The 17,405-nt window shown below is 53.8% G+C and carries 16 protein-coding genes; 14 read left to right on the top strand and 2 right to left on the bottom strand.

Annotated elements, in window-relative coordinates; translation table 11 throughout:
• Window positions 1-32 precede the first annotated feature (32 nt).
• The 8 genes from rpoC to guaA all read left to right on the top strand — a co-directional run bounded on the left by rpoC (window position 33) and on the right by guaA (window position 12,005).
• On the top strand, window positions 33-3,596 hold the full coding sequence (rpoC, locus tag WMO24_RS10675; protein ID WP_349216426.1) for a DNA-directed RNA polymerase subunit beta': 3,564 nt from the start codon (window positions 33-35) through the stop codon (window positions 3,594-3,596).
• Window positions 3,597-3,651: 55 nt separating this feature from the next.
• Window positions 3,652-4,428, top strand: a complete 777-nt coding sequence (locus tag WMO24_RS10670) for an HAD-IIB family hydrolase (RefSeq protein ID WP_349216425.1) — start codon at window positions 3,652-3,654, stop codon at window positions 4,426-4,428.
• Between the two features lie 202 nt (window positions 4,429-4,630).
• Window positions 4,631-5,056 carry a 30S ribosomal protein S12 gene (rpsL, locus tag WMO24_RS10665; protein WP_349216424.1) on the top strand — a complete coding sequence of 142 codons (426 nt, stop codon included), beginning with the start codon at window positions 4,631-4,633 and terminating at the stop codon, window positions 5,054-5,056.
• 130 nt (window positions 5,057-5,186) lie between these two features.
• Window positions 5,187-5,657, top strand: coding sequence for a 30S ribosomal protein S7 (gene rpsG / locus WMO24_RS10660; protein ID WP_349216423.1), 471 nt, complete (start codon window positions 5,187-5,189; stop codon window positions 5,655-5,657).
• 27 nt (window positions 5,658-5,684) lie between these two features.
• Entirely contained in the window at window positions 5,685-7,811 is a 2,127-nt protein-coding gene (gene fusA, locus WMO24_RS10655) for an elongation factor G (protein ID WP_349216422.1), read from the top strand.
• Window positions 7,812-7,942: 131 nt separating this feature from the next.
• Window positions 7,943-9,145: an elongation factor Tu gene (gene tuf / locus WMO24_RS10650; protein ID WP_349216421.1), complete on the top strand. Its 1,203-nt coding sequence runs from the start codon at window positions 7,943-7,945 to the stop codon at window positions 9,143-9,145.
• A 114-nt stretch (window positions 9,146-9,259) separates the two neighbouring features.
• Complete coding sequence (locus tag WMO24_RS10645) at window positions 9,260-10,375, top strand: SLC13 family permease (protein WP_349216420.1); 1,116 nt, start codon at window positions 9,260-9,262, stop codon at window positions 10,373-10,375.
• An 88-nt stretch (window positions 10,376-10,463) separates the two neighbouring features.
• On the top strand, window positions 10,464-12,005 hold the full coding sequence (guaA, locus tag WMO24_RS10640) for a glutamine-hydrolyzing GMP synthase (protein WP_349216419.1): 1,542 nt from the start codon (window positions 10,464-10,466) through the stop codon (window positions 12,003-12,005).
• Window positions 12,006-12,298: 293 nt separating this feature from the next.
• Here the strand turns inward: guaA and WMO24_RS10635 are convergent, their stop codons facing one another.
• The gene (locus WMO24_RS10635) at window positions 12,299-12,787 is read right to left on the bottom strand and encodes a helix-turn-helix domain-containing protein (protein WP_349216418.1); all 489 of its coding nucleotides are present in this window, start codon (window positions 12,785-12,787) and stop codon (window positions 12,299-12,301) included.
• Window positions 12,788-13,090: 303 nt separating this feature from the next.
• Between WMO24_RS10635 and WMO24_RS10630 the strand changes: the two genes are divergently transcribed.
• From WMO24_RS10630 to WMO24_RS10605, 6 genes are all read left to right on the top strand, one after another.
• On the top strand, window positions 13,091-13,294 hold the full coding sequence (locus tag WMO24_RS10630) for a DNA-binding protein (RefSeq protein ID WP_349216417.1): 204 nt from the start codon (window positions 13,091-13,093) through the stop codon (window positions 13,292-13,294).
• 3 nt (window positions 13,295-13,297) lie between these two features.
• Window positions 13,298-14,380 carry a site-specific integrase gene (locus tag WMO24_RS10625; RefSeq protein WP_349216416.1) on the top strand — a complete coding sequence of 361 codons (1,083 nt, stop codon included), beginning with the start codon at window positions 13,298-13,300 and terminating at the stop codon, window positions 14,378-14,380.
• 4 nt (window positions 14,381-14,384) lie between these two features.
• Window positions 14,385-14,720, top strand: a complete 336-nt coding sequence (locus tag WMO24_RS10620) for a plasmid mobilization protein (RefSeq protein ID WP_349216415.1) — start codon at window positions 14,385-14,387, stop codon at window positions 14,718-14,720.
• Entirely contained in the window at window positions 14,710-15,900 is a 1,191-nt protein-coding gene (locus WMO24_RS10615) for an AAA family ATPase (RefSeq protein ID WP_349216414.1), read from the top strand. The genes WMO24_RS10620 and WMO24_RS10615 overlap by 11 nt, the downstream gene beginning before the upstream one ends.
• 92 nt (window positions 15,901-15,992) lie before the next feature.
• Complete coding sequence (locus WMO24_RS10610; protein ID WP_349216413.1) at window positions 15,993-16,226, top strand: complexin-2; 234 nt, start codon at window positions 15,993-15,995, stop codon at window positions 16,224-16,226.
• A 410-nt stretch (window positions 16,227-16,636) separates the two neighbouring features.
• On the top strand, window positions 16,637-16,882 hold the full coding sequence (locus WMO24_RS10605; RefSeq protein WP_349216412.1) for a DUF6061 family protein: 246 nt from the start codon (window positions 16,637-16,639) through the stop codon (window positions 16,880-16,882).
• Window positions 16,883-16,939: 57 nt separating this feature from the next.
• Here WMO24_RS10605 and WMO24_RS10600 read toward each other — a convergent pair whose 3' ends face one another.
• The gene (locus tag WMO24_RS10600; RefSeq protein ID WP_349216451.1) at window positions 16,940-17,251 is read right to left on the bottom strand and encodes a helix-turn-helix domain-containing protein; all 312 of its coding nucleotides are present in this window, start codon (window positions 17,249-17,251) and stop codon (window positions 16,940-16,942) included.
• Between the last annotated feature and the right edge of the window lie 154 nt (window positions 17,252-17,405).

Genomic DNA, 17,405 nt, shown 5'->3' with positions numbered 1-17,405 from the left:
ACCAAATTCAAGAGAAAGAAAGGGTTCGTTTCATGGAATTCAACGCTTTTGATTCGATCAAAATTGGCCTTGCTTCTCCGGATCAGATCCGCAACTGGAGCTACGGTGAAGTCAAGAAACCCGAGACCATCAACTACCGCACTCTGAAACCGGAACGGGACGGCCTGTTTTGCGAACGCATTTTTGGACCGACCAAGGACTGGGAGTGCCACTGCGGCAAATATAAGCGCATTCGTTACAAAGGCAAGATCTGCGACCGCTGCGGCGTAGAAGTTACGCGCGCAAAAGTGCGTCGTGAGCGCATGGGTCACATTGAACTGGCCGCGCCGGTTTCCCACATCTGGTACTTCAAGGGCATTCCTTCCCGCATCGGCCTGATGCTGGACATCAGCCCCCGTCTGCTGGAAAAAGTGCTTTACTTTGCAGCGTACATCGTCACCGATCCGGGCTTCACTCCGCTGGAAGAAAAACAGCTGCTCACCGAAAAAGAGTATCGTGAGATGCTGGAGCGCTACGAGGACGAGTTCAAGGCGAGCATGGGCGCCGAGGCCATTCAGGAACTGCTGGCGAAGATCGATCTGGAAAAGCTCTCTGCCGAGCTGAAAGAAGAGCTGGAGAACGCCAGCGGCCAGAAGCGCATTCGCCTGCTCAAGCGCCTGGAAGTTGTGGAAGCTTTCCGCGTGTCCGGCAATCGCCCCGAGTGGATGATCATGAATGTCATCCCCGTGATCCCGCCCGACATTCGCCCCATGGTTCAGCTGGACGGCGGCCGTTTTGCCACCTCCGACCTGAACGATTTGTATCGCCGCGTCATCAACCGGAACAACCGTTTGAAACGCCTGCTGGAGCTGGGTGCGCCTGATATCATCGTGCGCAACGAGAAGCGCATGCTGCAGGAGGCGGTGGACGCGCTGATCGACAACGGCCGTCGCGGCCGTCCGGTCACCGGCCCCAATAACCGCCCGCTGAAGAGCCTGTCCGACATGCTGAAAGGCAAGCAGGGACGTTTCCGTCAGAACCTGCTGGGCAAGCGCGTAGACTATTCCGGCCGTTCCGTAATCGTGGTCGGACCGGAACTGAAAATGTATCAGTGCGGTCTGCCCAAGGAGATGGCTCTGGAGCTGTTCAAACCCTTTGTCATGAAGGACCTGGTGGAGAAAGGCATTGCCAACAACATCAAGTCTGCCCGCAAAATGGTCGAGCGCACCCGCACCGAGGTGTGGGATTCTCTGGAGACGGTCATCAAAGGCCATCCCGTTATGCTGAACCGTGCGCCTACGCTGCACCGTCTGGGCATCCAGGCTTTTGAGCCGGTGCTGGTCGAAGGCCGCGCCATCAAGCTGCATCCTCTGGTCTGCACCGCGTTCAACGCGGACTTCGACGGCGACCAGATGGCTGTTCACGTACCTCTGTCTGTGGAAGCACAGCGCGAGGCCCGTATGCTGATGCTGGCTTCCGGCAACCTGTTGAAACCGGCCGACGGCAAACCTGTTACGGTCCCGACGCAGGACATGGTTCTGGGCAGCTATTACCTGACGATGGTCAACGACGGCGACAAGGGCGAGGGCAAGATCTTCCGCGATGAGAACGAGGCCATCATGGCATATCAGGAAGGCATTGTCACCCTGCAGGCGAAAATCAAGGTGCGCCGCACCATGGAGATCGACGGGCAGGAATGCAGCCGCATTGTGGATACCACTGTGGGCCGCATCATCTTCAACCAGCCGGTTCCCCAGGATCTGGGATTCGTGGATCGCACCTCCGATGAGGATAAGTTCCGCTATGAGGTCGAGTTCCTGGTCACCAAAAAGACGCTGGGCAAAATCATCGACCGCTGCATCCATGTGCACGGTACGGCCATCACTGCCGAGATGCTGGACCGCATCAAAGCGCAGGGCTATAAATACTCCACCAAAGCTGCGGTCACCGTCGCTGTCTGCGACGCCGTGATCCCGCCGCAGAAGAAAGAACTTCTGGCCACTGCTGAGGAGCAGATCACCAAGATCACCAAGCAGTACAATAAGGGCTTGATTTCCAACGATGAACGCTACAACAGCGTCATCAAAGTCTGGAGCAAGACCACTGAGGATGTGGCCACTGCCCTTCAGAAAAACCTGGATGCGCACAACCCCATCTTCATGATGGCGGATTCCGGTGCCCGTGGTTCCATGGCGCAGATCCGTCAGCTGGCCGGTATGCGCGGCCTGATTGCCAATACCTCCGGTAAGACCATCGAGATTCCTATCCGTGCGAACTACCGTGAGGGCCTGAACATTCTGGAATATTTCATCGCCGGTAAGGGCGCCCGAAAAGGCTTGGCCGACACCGCTCTTCGTACGGCGGACTCCGGTTACCTGACCCGCCGTCTGGTAGACGTTTCTCAGGATGTTATCATTCGCGAAGAGGACTGCGGTGCCACCCATGGCATTATGATCTCCGATATTCGCGAAGGCAACGAGATGATCGAAAAGCTGGAGGAGCGTCTGCAGGGCCGCTTCACGGTCAATGACGTGCTGGATCCCGCCACAGGTGAGGTTCTGGTTTCCAAGGACAAGATGATGACCGAGGACGACGCCAAGAAAATCGTGGCCGCAGGCATCAAGGAAGTGGAGATCCGCAGCGTTCTGTGCTGCGACGCCCGTCACGGCGTGTGCTGCAAGTGCTACGGCGCGAACCTGGCCAACGGCGAACTGGTCGGCCTGGGCGAGGCTGTCGGCATCATCGCGGCGCAGTCCATCGGTGAGCCGGGCACCCAGCTGACCATGCGTACGTTCCATACCGGCGGTATCGCATCGGCGGAAGATATCACGCAAGGTCTGCCCCGTGTTGAAGAGCTGTTCGAGGCACGCCGCCCGAAGAATCTGGCAATCATGACCGAGATCGCGGGTGTGGCGCACATCGACGACACCAAGAAAAACCGCCATGTTGTGGTGGAAGGTGTGGATGAGAACGGCGCTCCCAGCGAGAAGAGCTATCTGATTCCCTTCGGCCAGCGCATTCGCGTGGCGGACGGCGATCAGCTGGAGAAAGGCGACATCCTGACCGAGGGCTTTGCCTATCCGCAGGATATCCTGGCCATCAAAGGCCCCATCGCTGTGCAGAACTATCTGATCAGCGAAGTTCAGAAGGTCTACCGCCTGCAGGGCGTTGATATCTGCGACAAGCACATCGAGGTCATCGTGCTTCAGATGATGCGCAAGATCCGCGTGGAAGACGCCGGAAGCACCGGCTTGATCAGCGCCACGGTTGTGGACAAATCCGAATTCCGCGACGCCAACGAGAAAGTCGCCGCACGCATGGCGGAAGGCGAAGAGGACTTGCGGTTCGCCACTGGTTCCAGCGTCCTGCTGGGTATCACCAAAGCTTCTCTGGCAACCGATTCCTTCCTGTCTGCCGCATCGTTCCAGGAGACCACGCGCGTGCTGACCGATGCCGCGATCAAGGGCAAGGTCGACCCGCTGATGGGCCTGAAAGAGAACGTTATCATCGGCAAGCTGATTCCCGCAGGCACGGGCATCCCCGAGGTCGAATCTGCTCTGGCAGCACGCGATCCGCGCAATGTAGAGCCTACGGTGGAAGAACTGGCCAACGAGTAAGAAACCGAGAAAGAGGGGGCTTGACCCCCTCTTTCCTTTATGAGAGGTGCTTTTCATGCGTGATTTTGAATCCATCACTTCCGGGGAAGCGCGTTCGGTACGGTATGTGCTGTGTGATATTGATGACACCATTACCACAGATGGCAAACTGACCGCCCGCGCTTACAGTGCGCTGTGGGATCTCCATGAAGCGGGCATCCGTGTTATTCCCGTAACGGGCCGCCCGGCCGGATGGTGCGACCTGATCGTCCGGCAGTGGCCGGTTTATGCGGTGATCGGCGAGAATGGTGCGTTTGTCTACTACCTGAAAGAAGGGCATAAGCGGGTGTTTTTGCACCCATCGGTCGCGACCGGAGATGTACAGGGACGGCTGGAACAGGTGAAGCAGGCGTGCCTGAAAGGGGTGCCCGGCTGCCGCGTCTCCGGAGATCAGTTCGCACGCATTTACGATGTGGCCATTGACTTCAATGAGGAGCCGCCTTACCTGGGCCTGGCTGCAGCAGAGCAGATCCGGGACATTTGCGTGAAGATGGGAGCGCAGGCGAAAATCAGTTCCATTCATGTCAATACCTGGTACGGCGATTACGATAAAGTCAGCATGGCAAAACTGTTTCTGCAGGAGACGGGGGAGACAGACCCGCGGGAATCCGTCCTGTTTTTTGGCGATTCCCCCAACGACGAGCCCATGTTCGGTTATTTTCCAATGAGCTGCGCAGTGGCGAACATCGCACCGTTTTTGGAAAAGCTTTCCCACAAACCGACGTTTCTTGCAGGACAGCAGTCCGGCGCGGGCTTTGCGCAGTGTGTAAAAACACTTCTTGCACGGCGCTGAGCGTCAACGAAAGTATGTGCTGTAGAAAACAGCAAAAAAGTTTGGCAAAATGCTGAAATTTTCTCTGTTTTTCTGTTGACAGAACGGGCTTTACCCTTTAAAATAGAATTGCTGCGCCAAGGCGGCAGCATGTCCATTTTTTGGTTGCAAGCGGGTTCCCGCTGCAATAATAAATTTGATATTTTGAGAAAGGAGGAAAATTATGCCTACTTTTAACCAGCTCGTGCGCAAAGGCCGTGAGGTGCTTGTCCAGAAGTCCACTGCTCCTGCTCTGCTGAAGTCCTACAACTCTCAGAAGAAAGCGTATTTGGACGCGAACAGCCCGCAAAAACGTGGCGTCTGCACTGCAGTTCGTACCATGACCCCGAAAAAGCCGAACTCTGCTCTGCGTAAAGTTGCCCGTGTGCGTCTGTCCAACGGCATCGAAGTCACCTCTTATATCCCGGGCGAAGGCCACAACCTTCAGGAACACAGCGTTGTTCTGATCCGCGGCGGCCGTGTGAAGGACCTGCCTGGTGTTCGTTATCACATCATCCGTGGTACGCTGGACACCCAGGGTGTTGCCAACCGCAAACAGGCCCGTTCCAAATACGGTGCAAAGCGCCCCAAGGCCGGCGCCAAGAAGTAAAAAACACCTTTTAAAAAGTACAATCGCCGCATAAAAGGCTTTTCAGATAGATCTGCCTTTTCCGTGGCCGTACAGGAGTTCATTACTTTTGAGTACCGATGATATCATTTTATGAAGGAGGGAAGATAAGATGCCCAGAAGAGGTAATGTTGCAAAGCGTGACGTTTTGGCTGATCCTTTGTACAATTCCAAAATGGTGACCCGCCTGATCAACAACATCATGTATGATGGCAAGAAAGGCGTGGCCCAGAAAATCGTTTACGACGCTTTCGAGATCGTGAAGGAGAAAACCGGCAACGATCCCCTGGAAGCGTTTGAGAAAGCACTGGAGAACATCATGCCTGTGCTGGAGTGCAAATCCCGCCGTGTCGGCGGTGCCAACTATCAGGTTCCCATGGAGGTGCGTCCTGCCCGCCGCGAGACTTTGGGTCTGCGCTGGCTGACCACTTACTCCCGTACCCGCAGCGAGCGCACCATGTGCGAGCGCCTGGCCGGTGAGATCATGGATGCCTGCAACGGCAACGGCGGCGCCTGCAAAAAGCGCGAGGATACGCACAAGATGGCCGAGGCCAACAAGGCTTTCGCACACTACAGATATTAATCTGTGTCAACACTTTAGGAGGAAACTATGCCTAGAGACGTTTCTTTGGAAATGACCAGAAACATCGGCATCATGGCTCACATCGACGCGGGCAAAACCACCACCACCGAGCGTATCCTGTTCTACACAGGCATCAATCACAAGATTGGTGAGACGCACGACGGTGCCGCTACGATGGACTGGATGGCGCAGGAGCAGGAGCGTGGTATCACCATCACCTCTGCTGCGACCACCTGCTACTGGAGCCACACCGAGTTTCAGAACGACCCGGCCAAAGCCAAAAAGAACAGACACAGAATCAACATCATCGACACCCCGGGCCACGTGGACTTTACCGTTGAGGTAGAGCGCAGCCTGCGCGTTCTGGACGGCTCTGTGACCGTTATGTGCGCAAAGGGTGGCGTTGAGCCGCAGTCTGAGACTGTTTGGCATCAGGCCAACAAATACCATGTCCCCCGCATGATCTACGTCAACAAGATGGACATCATGGGCGCGGATTTCTATCACGTGCTGGACATGATTAAAGACCGCTTGAAAGCGAACGCGGTGCCTCTCCAGCTGCCCATCGGCAAAGAGGAGACCTTCAAAGGCATCATCGATTTGCTGGAGATGCAGGCCTATGTGTACTACGATGACCTGGGCAAGGACATCCGCGTGGAGCCGATCCCCGAGGATATGATGGACCTGGCCACCGAGTATCACGACAAACTCATCGAAGCCGTTGCTGAAAGCGACGAAGAGCTGATGATGAAGTACCTGGACGGCGAAGAGCTGACCATCCCCGAGATGAAGAAAGCGATCCGTAAGGAGACCATCGCCAACACCATCGTTCCGGTGGTTTGCGGTACTTCCTATAAGAATAAAGGCGTGCAGAAACTGCTCGACGCCATTGTGGACTACATGCCGGCTCCGACCGACATCGAGGACATCAAGGGCGTGAACCCGGAGACCGGCGAAGAAGAGAGCCGTCCTTCTGACGACAATGCTCCTCTGGCTGCGCTGGCGTTCAAGATTGCCACCGACCCGTTTGTGGGCAAACTGGCATTCTTCCGTGTATACTCCGGTATCGCGAAAGCGGGTACCACGGTTTACAACTCCGTGAAGGACCAGAACGAGCGTCTGGGCCGCATCCTGCAGATGCATGCGAACCACCGCAAAGATATTGAAGAGTGCTACGCGGGCGATATCGCCGCTGCGGTTGGTCTGAAAAACACCACCACGGGCGATACTCTGTGCGACGAGAAGCACCCTATCATTCTGGAGAGCATGGAGTTTCCCGAGCCTGTTATCCGCGTTGCCATCGAGCCCAAGACCAAAGCTGGTCAGGAGAAGATGGGCATTGCGCTGGCGAAACTGGCGGAAGAGGACCCCACCTTCCGTACCTATACGGATGAGGAGACTGGCCAGACCATCATTGCCGGCATGGGCGAGCTGCACCTGGAGATCATCGTTGACCGTCTGCTGCGTGAATTCAAGGTAGAGGCCAACGTGGGCGCTCCGCAGGTTGCCTACCGTGAGACCATTCGCCGTGCGGCTGATCAGGATACCAAGTATGCTCGTCAGTCCGGCGGTAAAGGCCAGTATGGTCATGTTAAGATCAAAATCGAGCCGAATGAGCAGGGCAAGGGATACGAGTTCATCAATGCCATCGTTGGTGGCGCGATCCCCAAAGAGTTCATCGGACCGATCGATCAGGGTATTCAGGGCGCTATGCAGGCTGGTGTGCTTGCTGGCTATCCCGTTGTGGATGTTAAGGTCACTTTGTACGACGGTTCTTATCACGAGGTCGACTCTTCGGAGATGGCCTTTAAGATCGCCGGTTCCATGGCTTTCAAAGAGGCCATGCGCAAAGCCGATCCTGTCATTCTCGAGCCCATCATGAAAGTGGCTGTCATTGTTCCCGATGAGTATATGGGCGATGTTATCGGCGACGTCAACGCTCGCCGCGGCCAGATTCAGGGCACCGAGGCGCGCAGCGGTTCTCAGCAGATCGACGCTCTGGTCCCGCTGTCCAACATGTTCGGTTACGCCACCGACCTGCGCAGCAAAACGCAGGGCCGTGGACAGTATTCCATGGAGCCCAGCCACTACGCGGAAGTGCCCAAGAGCATTGCCGAGAGCATTATGGCGGGCCGGGCTAAGTCCAACGACTAATGCCTTTTGTACAGCAAACCGATCACTGTTGGTCGGTTTGGCTGTACACGAATAAAATACTTGATTTTTTAGGGCTGATTTAGTACAATTGCCTTAAGAAACGGGTCTTATTAAAAAGGAGGATAATTCCAATGGCTAAAGCTAAATTTGAGCGTTCCAAACCCCATGTTAACATTGGTACCATCGGCCACGTTGACCATGGTAAAACCACTCTGACTGCTGCTATCACGAAAGTGCTGGCTATGAAAGGCGACGCTGAGTTCACCGATTATGCCAACATCGATAAAGCTCCTGAGGAGCGCGAGCGCGGCATTACGATCAACACTGCTCACGTTGAGTATGAGACCGATACCCGTCACTATGCCCACGTTGACTGCCCGGGCCATGCTGACTATGTTAAAAACATGATCACCGGTGCTGCTCAGATGGACGGCGCTATCCTGGTTGTTTCTTCTGCTGACGGCCCCATGCCCCAGACTCGTGAGCACATCCTGCTGTCCCGTCAGGTCGGCGTGCCCTATATCGTTGTGTTCATGAACAAAGTGGACCAGGTTGACGATCCCGAGCTGCTGGATCTGGTCGAGATGGAGATCCGCGATCTGCTGACCGAGTACGATTTCCCCGGCGACGACACCCCCATCATCAAAGGTTCTGCTCTGCAGGTTCTGGAGTCCAGCAGCACCGACATCAATGCTCCTGAGTACAAATGCATCCTGGAGCTGATGGACGCTGTTGACAGCTATATCCCCACTCCGGAGCGCGACGACGCGAAACCCTTCCTGATGCCTGTTGAGGACGTGTTCACCATCACTGGCCGTGGCACCGTTGCTACCGGTCGTGTTGAGCGCGGCATGGTCAAGGTCGGCGAAGAGGTTGAGATCGTTGGTCTGGCTGACGAGAAGAAGAAGACCACTATCACTGGTCTGGAGATGTTCCGCAAGCTGCTGGACTTCGCTGAGGCTGGCGACAACGTTGGCGCTCTGCTGCGTGGTATTCAGCGCACCGAGATCGAGCGTGGTCAGGTTTTGGCGAAACCGGGCACCATTCACCCGCACACCAAATTCCAGGGCCAGGTTTACATCCTGAAAAAGGATGAGGGCGGCCGTCACACTCCGTTCTTCAACAACTATCGTCCGCAGTTCTATTTCCGTACCACCGACGTGACCGGTGTCATCACTCTGCCCGAAGGCACTGAGATGTGCATGCCCGGCGATAACGTCACCATGGACGTTGAGCTGATCACCCCGATCGCTATCGAGGAAGGTCTGCGCTTCGCTATCCGTGAGGGCGGCCGTACGGTTGGTTCCGGCGTTGTTTCCAAGATCAACGAGTAATTTAAGGAACGCTCAAAAGCACCCGTTGCATACGGGTGCTTTTTTATTGGAACGCTTGTTCCCAGCCGGAAAATTTTTTATAATGAAGAGGAAAAAAGAGAGGGCGGCGTCATCTTGGTAACATTGAAGCGTTTTTGCAAAAAAGAGCCGGTGCTGGTCTGTGCAGCGGTCTGCATGCTTTTGTCCATCCCTGCGCAACCGCCGGGAATGGAGTATCTGGAAGCAATCGATTTTCGGGTGTTGGCCCTTTTGTTTTGTTTGATGGCAGTTGTGGCAGGATTTCAGCGCTGCGGGCTGTTTGAACTTCTGGCACAGAAATTGCTGTCCGGTAAGCGGCCGGTAAAGGTTTTGGTTTTAAGTTTGGTGATGTTGCCCTTTTTTGTGTCCATGCTTGTCACCAACGATGTGGCGTTGATAACGTTTGTCCCGTTTGCAATTTTGGTTCTGGAGCATTCCGGACAGCAAAAATTGACGGGCCCGGTGGTGGTATTGCAGACCATTGCGGCCAATTTGGGAAGCATGGCCACACCTGTTGGCAATCCGCAGAATTTGTTTTTGTATTCTACTTACGGGTTTACACCAGGACAGTTTTTTCAAGCGGTTCTGCCGTACACAGCTGTCAGTTTTGTGTGTCTTGCTGTTGCAGCTCTGTGCTGCCGTGGCCGCGCTTGCGAGGTGCGCTTCGGTCAGGACCAGTCAATTCGCAAACCGGGAACACTGGCGGTGATAACTGTTTTGTTTCTGTTATGCCTTTTGTGTGTGTTTCGGGTCTTGCCGTATGGCGTTGTGTTGGCTTTGGTTTGTCTGGGCCTGCTGATTTGCGACCGCTCCCTCTTTAAATCCATTGATTATGCACTGCTGGCCACTTTTGTATGCTTTTTTATCTTTGCAGATAACATCGGTGCAATCCCAGCGGTGCAATCCCTTTTGGAGAGTGTACTTTCCCAAAGTGCGCTTTTGGCCAGCGCGGCAGCAAGTCAGTTCATCAGCAATGTTCCGGCAGCTGTACTGCTCAGCGGTTTTACGCAGGATGGAACAGGATTGCTTTTGGGAACAGATTTGGGCGGTCTGGGTACGCCGATCGCATCCCTGGCCAGTTTGATCTCATTGAAAGCGTTTTTGAAAGCACAACCTCAGAAGGCTGCTTCCTATGTGTTGCTGTTTTTGGTGGCCAATGTGATTGGGCTGGTGATTTTGCTTGCCTTTGCCCGGCTTTTGGGAGCATGGTAATTGACTGGAAAAACGTTTGTTGGTATACTAGCAGGTATGGCAAAAGGAAATAGAATCATCCGCGCAAAGCGTGTTGAAGGAGGATGTTATGACAGAAACAATCCTTGTGGTCGACTTCGGCGGCCAGTACAATCAGTTGATCGCACGGCGTGTGCGTGAATGCAACGTGTACAGTGAGATTGTGCCTTACACCAAGGCACTGGAAGCCATTCGCGAAAAACAGCCCAAGGGAATTATTTTTACCGGCGGACCCAACAGCGTTTATCTGGAGGATTCCCCCACAATCAGCCCCGAAGTGTTTGAGCAGGGAATTCCTGTTTTAGGAATTTGCTATGGCTCTCAGCTGATGATGCACCTTCTGGGTGGGCATGTGTGTCCTGCGCCCGAGCGCGAGTATGGAAAAACCGAAGTAACGGTGGATCTTTCCAGTAAGTTGTTCCAAGATGTTCATGAGAAAACGGTCTGCTGGATGAGCCATAATGATTACATTGAGCGGGTTGCACCGGGCTTTACGATTTCTGCGCATACGGACAATTGTCCGGCAGCTGCGGTAGAGTGCCCGGAGAGAAACCTTTATGCGGTGCAGTTCCATCCGGAAGTGCTGCATACGCAGGAAGGCACCAAAATGCTTTCGAACTTTGTCTACCGGGTTTGCGGCTGCGCAGGAACCTGGAAGATGGATTCTTTTGTGGAGAATACTGTTCGCGCTCTTCGTGAAAAAATCGGTGATGGCAAAGTTTTGTGTGCCTTGTCCGGCGGCGTGGATTCTTCGGTGGCTGCGGTTATGCTTGCCAAAGCAGTCGGCCGTCAGCTCACGTGTGTTTTCGTGGACCACGGTCTTCTGCGCAAGAATGAAAGCGAAGAAGTCAGCGCTGTTTTCGGCCCGGATGGTCCTTATGATCTGAACTTTGTACGTGTGGATGCACGGCAGCGCTTTTACGACAAACTGGCGGGTGTAGAAGAACCCGAAAACAAACGCAAAATCATCGGTCAAGAATTTATCCGTGTCTTTGAGGAAGAAGCCAAGAAGATCGGTCGAGTGGATTTCCTGGTGCAGGGAACCATTTATCCGGACGTGGTAGAGAGCGGTTTTGGCGGCGAGAGCACAGTCATCAAAAGCCATCACAATGTGGGCGGACTGCCCGATTATGTGGATTTCAAAGAAATTGTGGAGCCGCTGCGTGATCTGTTCAAGGATGAGGTGCGCAAAGCCGGCCGTGAGCTGGGAATTCCGGAGTATCTGGTCAATCGCCAGCCGTTCCCGGGACCTGGTTTGGCAATTCGCATCATCGGTGAAGTGACGCCGGAAAAAATTAAAATGGTGCAGGATGCGGACGCAATCTATCGCGAGGAGATTGCCAATGCAGGGATTGCCGACGAACTGGGCCAGTATTTTGCGGCGCTGACCAATATGCGCAGTGTGGGTGTGATGGGTGACGAGCGTACCTATGATTATGCCATTGCCTTGCGCGCGGTGACCACTACGGATTTCATGACGGCAGAGAGCGCTCAGATCCCCTGGGAAGTATTGGGTAAAGTGACCAGCCGAATTGTCAACGAGGTGCCGCATATCAATCGTGTGCTGTATGATTGCACCGGAAAGCCTCCTGCGACCATTGAGTGGGAATAAGCAAAAAGTGGATATGAGGGCCCGCAAACCCTTGAAAACACTGACTTTTTGATTTTCAGATTCCCCATTTGATAGCAGATTGATAGCACTCGTCAAATCCCGATTTATTGCGTTTGAAACAAAAAATCGGGTGGCTTGCGAGTAGCCTGAAAATCCTCATCTTTTTATTCATAAGTAAAAGGTCTAACTGATTTTTGCTGATCAGTTAGACCTTTTTTATTTTGCTCTCATTTATCTGAATTTTCTGATTTTGTGCAACAAACGGGCTTTCCCGTGGCCTACAAGTGAGAGGTTCAGATCAGACCCTCCGGCGGCATCTTGGCGCGGATCTGGCTGCCGTCGTACTCCGGGTAGTGGTAACGCCAGCGGTCATAGTCGTCCTGGGAGATCTCTCCGGCCTCCAATTTGGCCGCCTGTTCCCGCCAGGTCCAGAGCATCTCGTGCAGCCGGGCAGCATCCTTATTTTTGCGGAAATCTACCTGCAAGGCAAGCTCACCATCCTGCTCTGTGACTTTCAGCCCGTAGTTATCCTCCAGGGTAAACAGGGTGTGCATCAGCCCCACATAGGAGTCTATATCCGGGACGGAGAGGGCATGGGGCGAGACATCCAGTACCTGGGCCAGAGCAGCGGTAAGGTCTGCCTTTGGGGTTCTTGACCCTGTTTCGTACTGAGCAAGGCGCACATCCGCAGACTTCTCCGGGAAGCCCAGCGCCATACCGAGATATTTTTGTGTCATCCCCCGCAGGAGACGGAAAAAGTGAATCCGTTCGCCAATCGCCATACATCCAGCTCCCATCTATGGTTGTTCTTATATGTAACATAGCATATTTGCTTAGTTTTGTCAAGATAATCTAAGCAAATTTATTTAACAATATTTCTTCTGAAAGGCTTGAACTAAGCTTATATGTATAGTATTATAAGGATACTAAGCGGATAAGCTTAGACAATATAACAAATCGAATGGACCGTCAGATTTTTGGTTGCGAAATCGAAAAAAAGTGGCGGACATAAGTAAGGAGGCATTTATGAAACACAACACTTGCAGGCCGCAGTCACCAACAACAAAGAAAGGAAGGGATTTACCATGGCAAATCAGATTTTTATGCGCGTCAATGAAGTGGCCGAGGAGCTGGGCGTATCCGTGCCCTACGCCTACAAGCTTATCCGGCAGATGAATGAGGAACTGGCGAAAACCGGCTGCATCACCATTTCCGGCCGGATCGACCGCAAGTTCTTCCACGAGAAGTTCTACGGCACGAGAACCGAGACGGCGGGCAAGGGGGAGTAATCTATGGCAGCTTTCAAGAACAAGGACAACGGCACTTGGTATGTGCAGTTCCGCTACACCGACTGGAAGGGTGAGCGCCAGCAGAAGCTCAAGTGCGGCTTTGCCACCAAGCGGGAGGCGCTGGAATGGGAACGGGAGTTCCTGATGGAGAAGCAGGCCGATGTAAACATGACTTTTGAGAGCTTCGTTGCCCTCTATGAGAAGGACATCAAGCCCAAGCTGAAGCTCAACACCTGGCGCACCAAGGAGAGCATCATCCAGAAGAAGATCCTGCCCTATTTTGCCAAGCGGAAGCTGTCGGAGATCACATCCAAGGACATCATGCGCTGGCAAAATGAGATCCGGGAAATGCGGGACTGTCACGGCAAGCCTTTGTCCAAAACTTACCTGAAAACGGTTCACAATCAGCTCAGCGCCATCTTCAACCACGCTGCCCGGTTTTACGGCCTGAACCTCAACCCGGCCCGGCAGGCAGGCAACATGGGGGCGGAGGAACGGAAGGAGATGCTGTTCTGGACCCGGGATGAGTACACCAGATTCTCCGAAGCCATGATGGACAAGCCGCTGTCCTTCTACGCCTTTGAGGTGCTTTACTGGTGCGGTGTCCGGGAGGGCGAGCTGCTGGCCCTGACCCCGGCGGACTTCGACTTTGAGAAACGCACCCTCACCATCAACAAGTCGTACCAGCGGCTCAACAAGCAGGATGTCATCACTACCCCCAAGACGCCCAAAAGCAACCGGGTGATTCAGATGCCCCAGTTCCTCTGTGACGAGTTACAGGACTACCTCAAGCAGCTCTACGGCGTGGAGCCGGACAGCCGGATGTTTCCCATCAGCAAAAGCTATCTCCACCGGGAAATGGACCGTGGCTGCAAGCAAACGGGGGTGAAAAGGATTCGCATACACGATTTGAGACACAGTCACATCAGTTTACTGATCGACATGGGTTTTACCGCCCTGGCCATCGCGGAGCGCGTGGGGCATGAGAGCATCGACATCACCTACCGCTACGCCCATCTGTTTCCCACCCGCCAGGTGGAAATGGCCGACAAGCTGGATTCGCTGAAAAATGAGAAGGGAGTGTAAGAAAATGTCCAAGAAGAACTATGACAACCACAACCGCTGGAGGAACAAGACGGTGGCTTTTCGGGTGTCGGCGGAGGAAGATCTCCATTTGGAAGCCCTGGTGAAGCTCACCGGCCTCACCAAGCAGGACTACATCATCCGGCGGCTGTTGGAACGGGATGTGGTGGTCCAGGGCAACCCCAGGGTCTACAAGGCCCTGCGGGACCAGCTGGCCGCTGTACTGGACGAGCTGCGCCGGATCGAGGCCGGGGAGAGCGTGAACGACGAGCTGCTGGACACCATCCGTATGATCGCCACCATTATGAACGGGATGCAGGAGGATTTTGCCTATGACCGATGATAAAAAGAAAATGACCGCCCAGGGCTCATCTGTTGGCGCAGATGATGGGCAGTCAATCTCTACAAATTTCAAAGTTAGTATACCCGTTTCCGGGGAAGAAATCAACGATGAAATTGTAAATTCCCCGAAGCACCTGGAAGAAATGTACCGCAGGATGCAGCGCATGGCAGACCCCCGATACCTGCATACGCTCACCATGACGGAGCTGTTCCAGACCACCTATAAGAGCAGGCCGCCGGTGGCGGAAGGGTTGCTCTATGCAGGGGCATATATCCTTGCCGGAGCGCCCAAAATCGGCAAGTCTTTCCTGGTGGCCCAGATCGCCTACCATGTCAGCACCGGGCAGGACTTGTGGGGCTACAAGGTCCACCAGGGAACCGTGCTCTACCTTGCGCTGGAAGATGATTTTCAGCGCATCCAGAGCCGGATGTTTATGATGTATGGCGTGAACGATACCCCCAATCTCCACTTCGCCACCGCTGCCGGGAAAATCGGGAACGGACTGGACGAACAGCTGGAAAACTTCATGCGGGAGCACCCGGACACCAAACTCATCATCATCGACACCATGCAGAAAATCCGGGAGCTGGGCGGCGAGGCATACAGCTACGCCAGCGACTATGACATCATCGGCAGGATCAAGCAGTTTGCGGACCAGCATTGTATCTGTGTGCTGACCGTCCACCACACCAGAAAACAGCGGGCGGACGATTCCTTTGAGACGATTTCCGGCACTACCGGGCTGCTGGGCTGTGCGGACGGTTCGCTGCTGATGCAGAAGAAAAAACGCACGGAGCTGGACGCCACCATCAAGGTGGTGGGACGGGATCAGCCGGATCAGATCCTCTACTTGAAGAAGGACCCCCAGACCCAGATCTGGAATCTGGAACGCATGGAAAACGAGCTGTATAAAGAGCCGCCGGACCCGGTGCTGGAAGCAGTGGCAAAGCTGGTTTCCGCCGAGTGCCGGGAATGGGTCGGTTCTCCGTCCGAACTGGCAGAAGCCATCCAAACGGGAATGGCCCCCAACGCTCTCACCAAGTACCTGAATGTCAAGTCCGGCAGGCTGCTGGATGAGTACCATGTGGGCTATGAAAACAAGGCCAGACACTCCGGGCGGCGGGTAAAATTGACCTATATGCTGGTAGAATCGACGGCCTATGAAGTGACCGAAGAATAAGGAGCGCGACGATAGCGACGGTCGCGACGGTGAAAATGATACCGTCAAAAACACCGTCGCTATCGTCGCAACCGTCGCGGAAGGAAAAGAATATGAAAAATGTACAAATCCCCTATGAGCTTTTTGTGGCTTTGGTGGAGTACCATTTGGCCTATGATGATGACTGTGCCGAAGAAATCCGCCAGGGTCTGGAAGAGAAATTGGACGCACTGGTGCGGCATGAGTTGTATGCAAAATATAAAACCGCGCCCACCGAAGAAGAACGGGAACAGGCCCGTCAGCAATACCTGGACAAGCGCGGGGTATTCCCGGATTTCCGATGGTGAGACACCACTAATCATATTCTCTTGTCGGCAGGGACAGGAGCGTGCCACGCTCCTGTTTTTGCTGGCAGAGGAAAAGAGAAGAACGCTGTTTCAGGGTGTTCTATATCAACAAAAGGGGTGCGCGATTCACGCACCCCCATGCCTCAAAACGGAGCACCGTGTACAGACTAACAAAGCGTTCGGAGAACGCGCAGCCACAGAATGAAATTCTGTGTTCAAAAGGGGCTTGGGGGCGCTGCCCTCAACAAGCAGACGGCAGGAAATGAGAGTGTGTATTAACACACGCATTGCTTGCCGGATTTGTGTGTGGCTATCCACACGCATTGCTTGCCGATAACTAAAACAACCGAAACGGCCTTTGTGCCGCTGTTGGAAATCAACTGAAATTCAAGTATTGGGAGGTAACGACTGTGAGAAAGATTTTGTCCTGCGAGTTCACCCTGGATACCGCCTGCGTGGAACTGCGCCTGGATGATGGGACGCTGCTCTCCATTGACTGCACCGCCGTGGAGAACGAGGTGGCGAACAGTATGTACCAGCGATCAGAGCTGGACTGGCTGATCTACAATGATCCACTGGCCTATGCCGAACTGATTTTGAATGGAGACCCTGAATTATATCTAAAAGTAGTAACAAAGAAAACTCCGTTAGATTGATGGCAAAGAAAATCCGCCAGAAGCAGCACTCTAAAGGATGCGCCTCTGACGGATTTTTTACATCTTATCAATCAAAGCAAATACAACGATCTGCTGTTCTTCGCTTAGTCTTGACCAGCGTTCCAGAAGCTTTTTCTGCGCCTCAGTCAAGGAAACAGGTGAGTCTTCTTCGGCAAACAGTTGAGACAGCGTAATGCCAAAGGCTGTACAGATTTTCTCCAGGGATGGAATGGTAGGAACCATGTTCTTACGATACCATGAGGAGATCGTAGATTGCGGCAAACCGGAGCGTTCTGCAAGCTGATACTCTGTCCAGCCCCGTTCCTCCCGATACGCGGTTATAACCGAGAGAATATCCTTCACCTGCATCACTCCTTTGCTTGTGTTCTTCGTAAATTATACTTTGATAAATCGTTGTGATTTAATCATTCACATCGTATAATTTTAACGATAAACACAACTACAAAGGAGGGGAGAACTTTGAACGGAAAAAGCTGTTTTTTCATCGGGCACAGGGAAACAT

The sequence above is a fragment of the Ruthenibacterium intestinale genome (genome assembly GCF_040096265.1).
GTDB classification, from domain to species: domain Bacteria; phylum Bacillota; class Clostridia; order Oscillospirales; family Ruminococcaceae; genus Ruthenibacterium; species Ruthenibacterium komagatae.
This window is presented reverse-complemented; position numbering and strand designations above follow the sequence as displayed.

Bases quoted from the DNA above. Each gene is read 5' to 3' on its own strand.
- rpoC (WP_349216426.1), top strand. From the start codon at position 33: ATGGAATTCAACGCTTTTGATTCGATCAAAATTGGCCTTGCTTCTCCG.
- WMO24_RS10670 (WP_349216425.1), top strand. From the start codon at position 3,652: ATGCGTGATTTTGAATCCATCACTTCCGGGGAAGCGCGTTCGGTACGG.
- rpsL (WP_349216424.1), top strand. From the start codon at position 4,631: ATGCCTACTTTTAACCAGCTCGTGCGCAAAGGCCGTGAGGTGCTTGTC.
- rpsG (WP_349216423.1), top strand. From the start codon at position 5,187: ATGCCCAGAAGAGGTAATGTTGCAAAGCGTGACGTTTTGGCTGATCCT.
- fusA (WP_349216422.1), top strand. From the start codon at position 5,685: ATGCCTAGAGACGTTTCTTTGGAAATGACCAGAAACATCGGCATCATG.
- tuf (WP_349216421.1), top strand. From the start codon at position 7,943: ATGGCTAAAGCTAAATTTGAGCGTTCCAAACCCCATGTTAACATTGGT.
- guaA (WP_349216419.1), top strand. From the start codon at position 10,464: ATGACAGAAACAATCCTTGTGGTCGACTTCGGCGGCCAGTACAATCAG.
- WMO24_RS10635 (WP_349216418.1), bottom strand. From the start codon at position 12,787: ATGGCGATTGGCGAACGGATTCACTTTTTCCGTCTCCTGCGGGGGATG.
- WMO24_RS10630 (WP_349216417.1), top strand. From the start codon at position 13,091: ATGGCAAATCAGATTTTTATGCGCGTCAATGAAGTGGCCGAGGAGCTG.
- WMO24_RS10625 (WP_349216416.1), top strand. From the start codon at position 13,298: ATGGCAGCTTTCAAGAACAAGGACAACGGCACTTGGTATGTGCAGTTC.
- WMO24_RS10620 (WP_349216415.1), top strand. From the start codon at position 14,385: ATGTCCAAGAAGAACTATGACAACCACAACCGCTGGAGGAACAAGACG.
- WMO24_RS10615 (WP_349216414.1), top strand. From the start codon at position 14,710: ATGACCGATGATAAAAAGAAAATGACCGCCCAGGGCTCATCTGTTGGC.
- WMO24_RS10610 (WP_349216413.1), top strand. From the start codon at position 15,993: ATGAAAAATGTACAAATCCCCTATGAGCTTTTTGTGGCTTTGGTGGAG.
- WMO24_RS10600 (WP_349216451.1), bottom strand. From the start codon at position 17,251: ATGCAGGTGAAGGATATTCTCTCGGTTATAACCGCGTATCGGGAGGAA.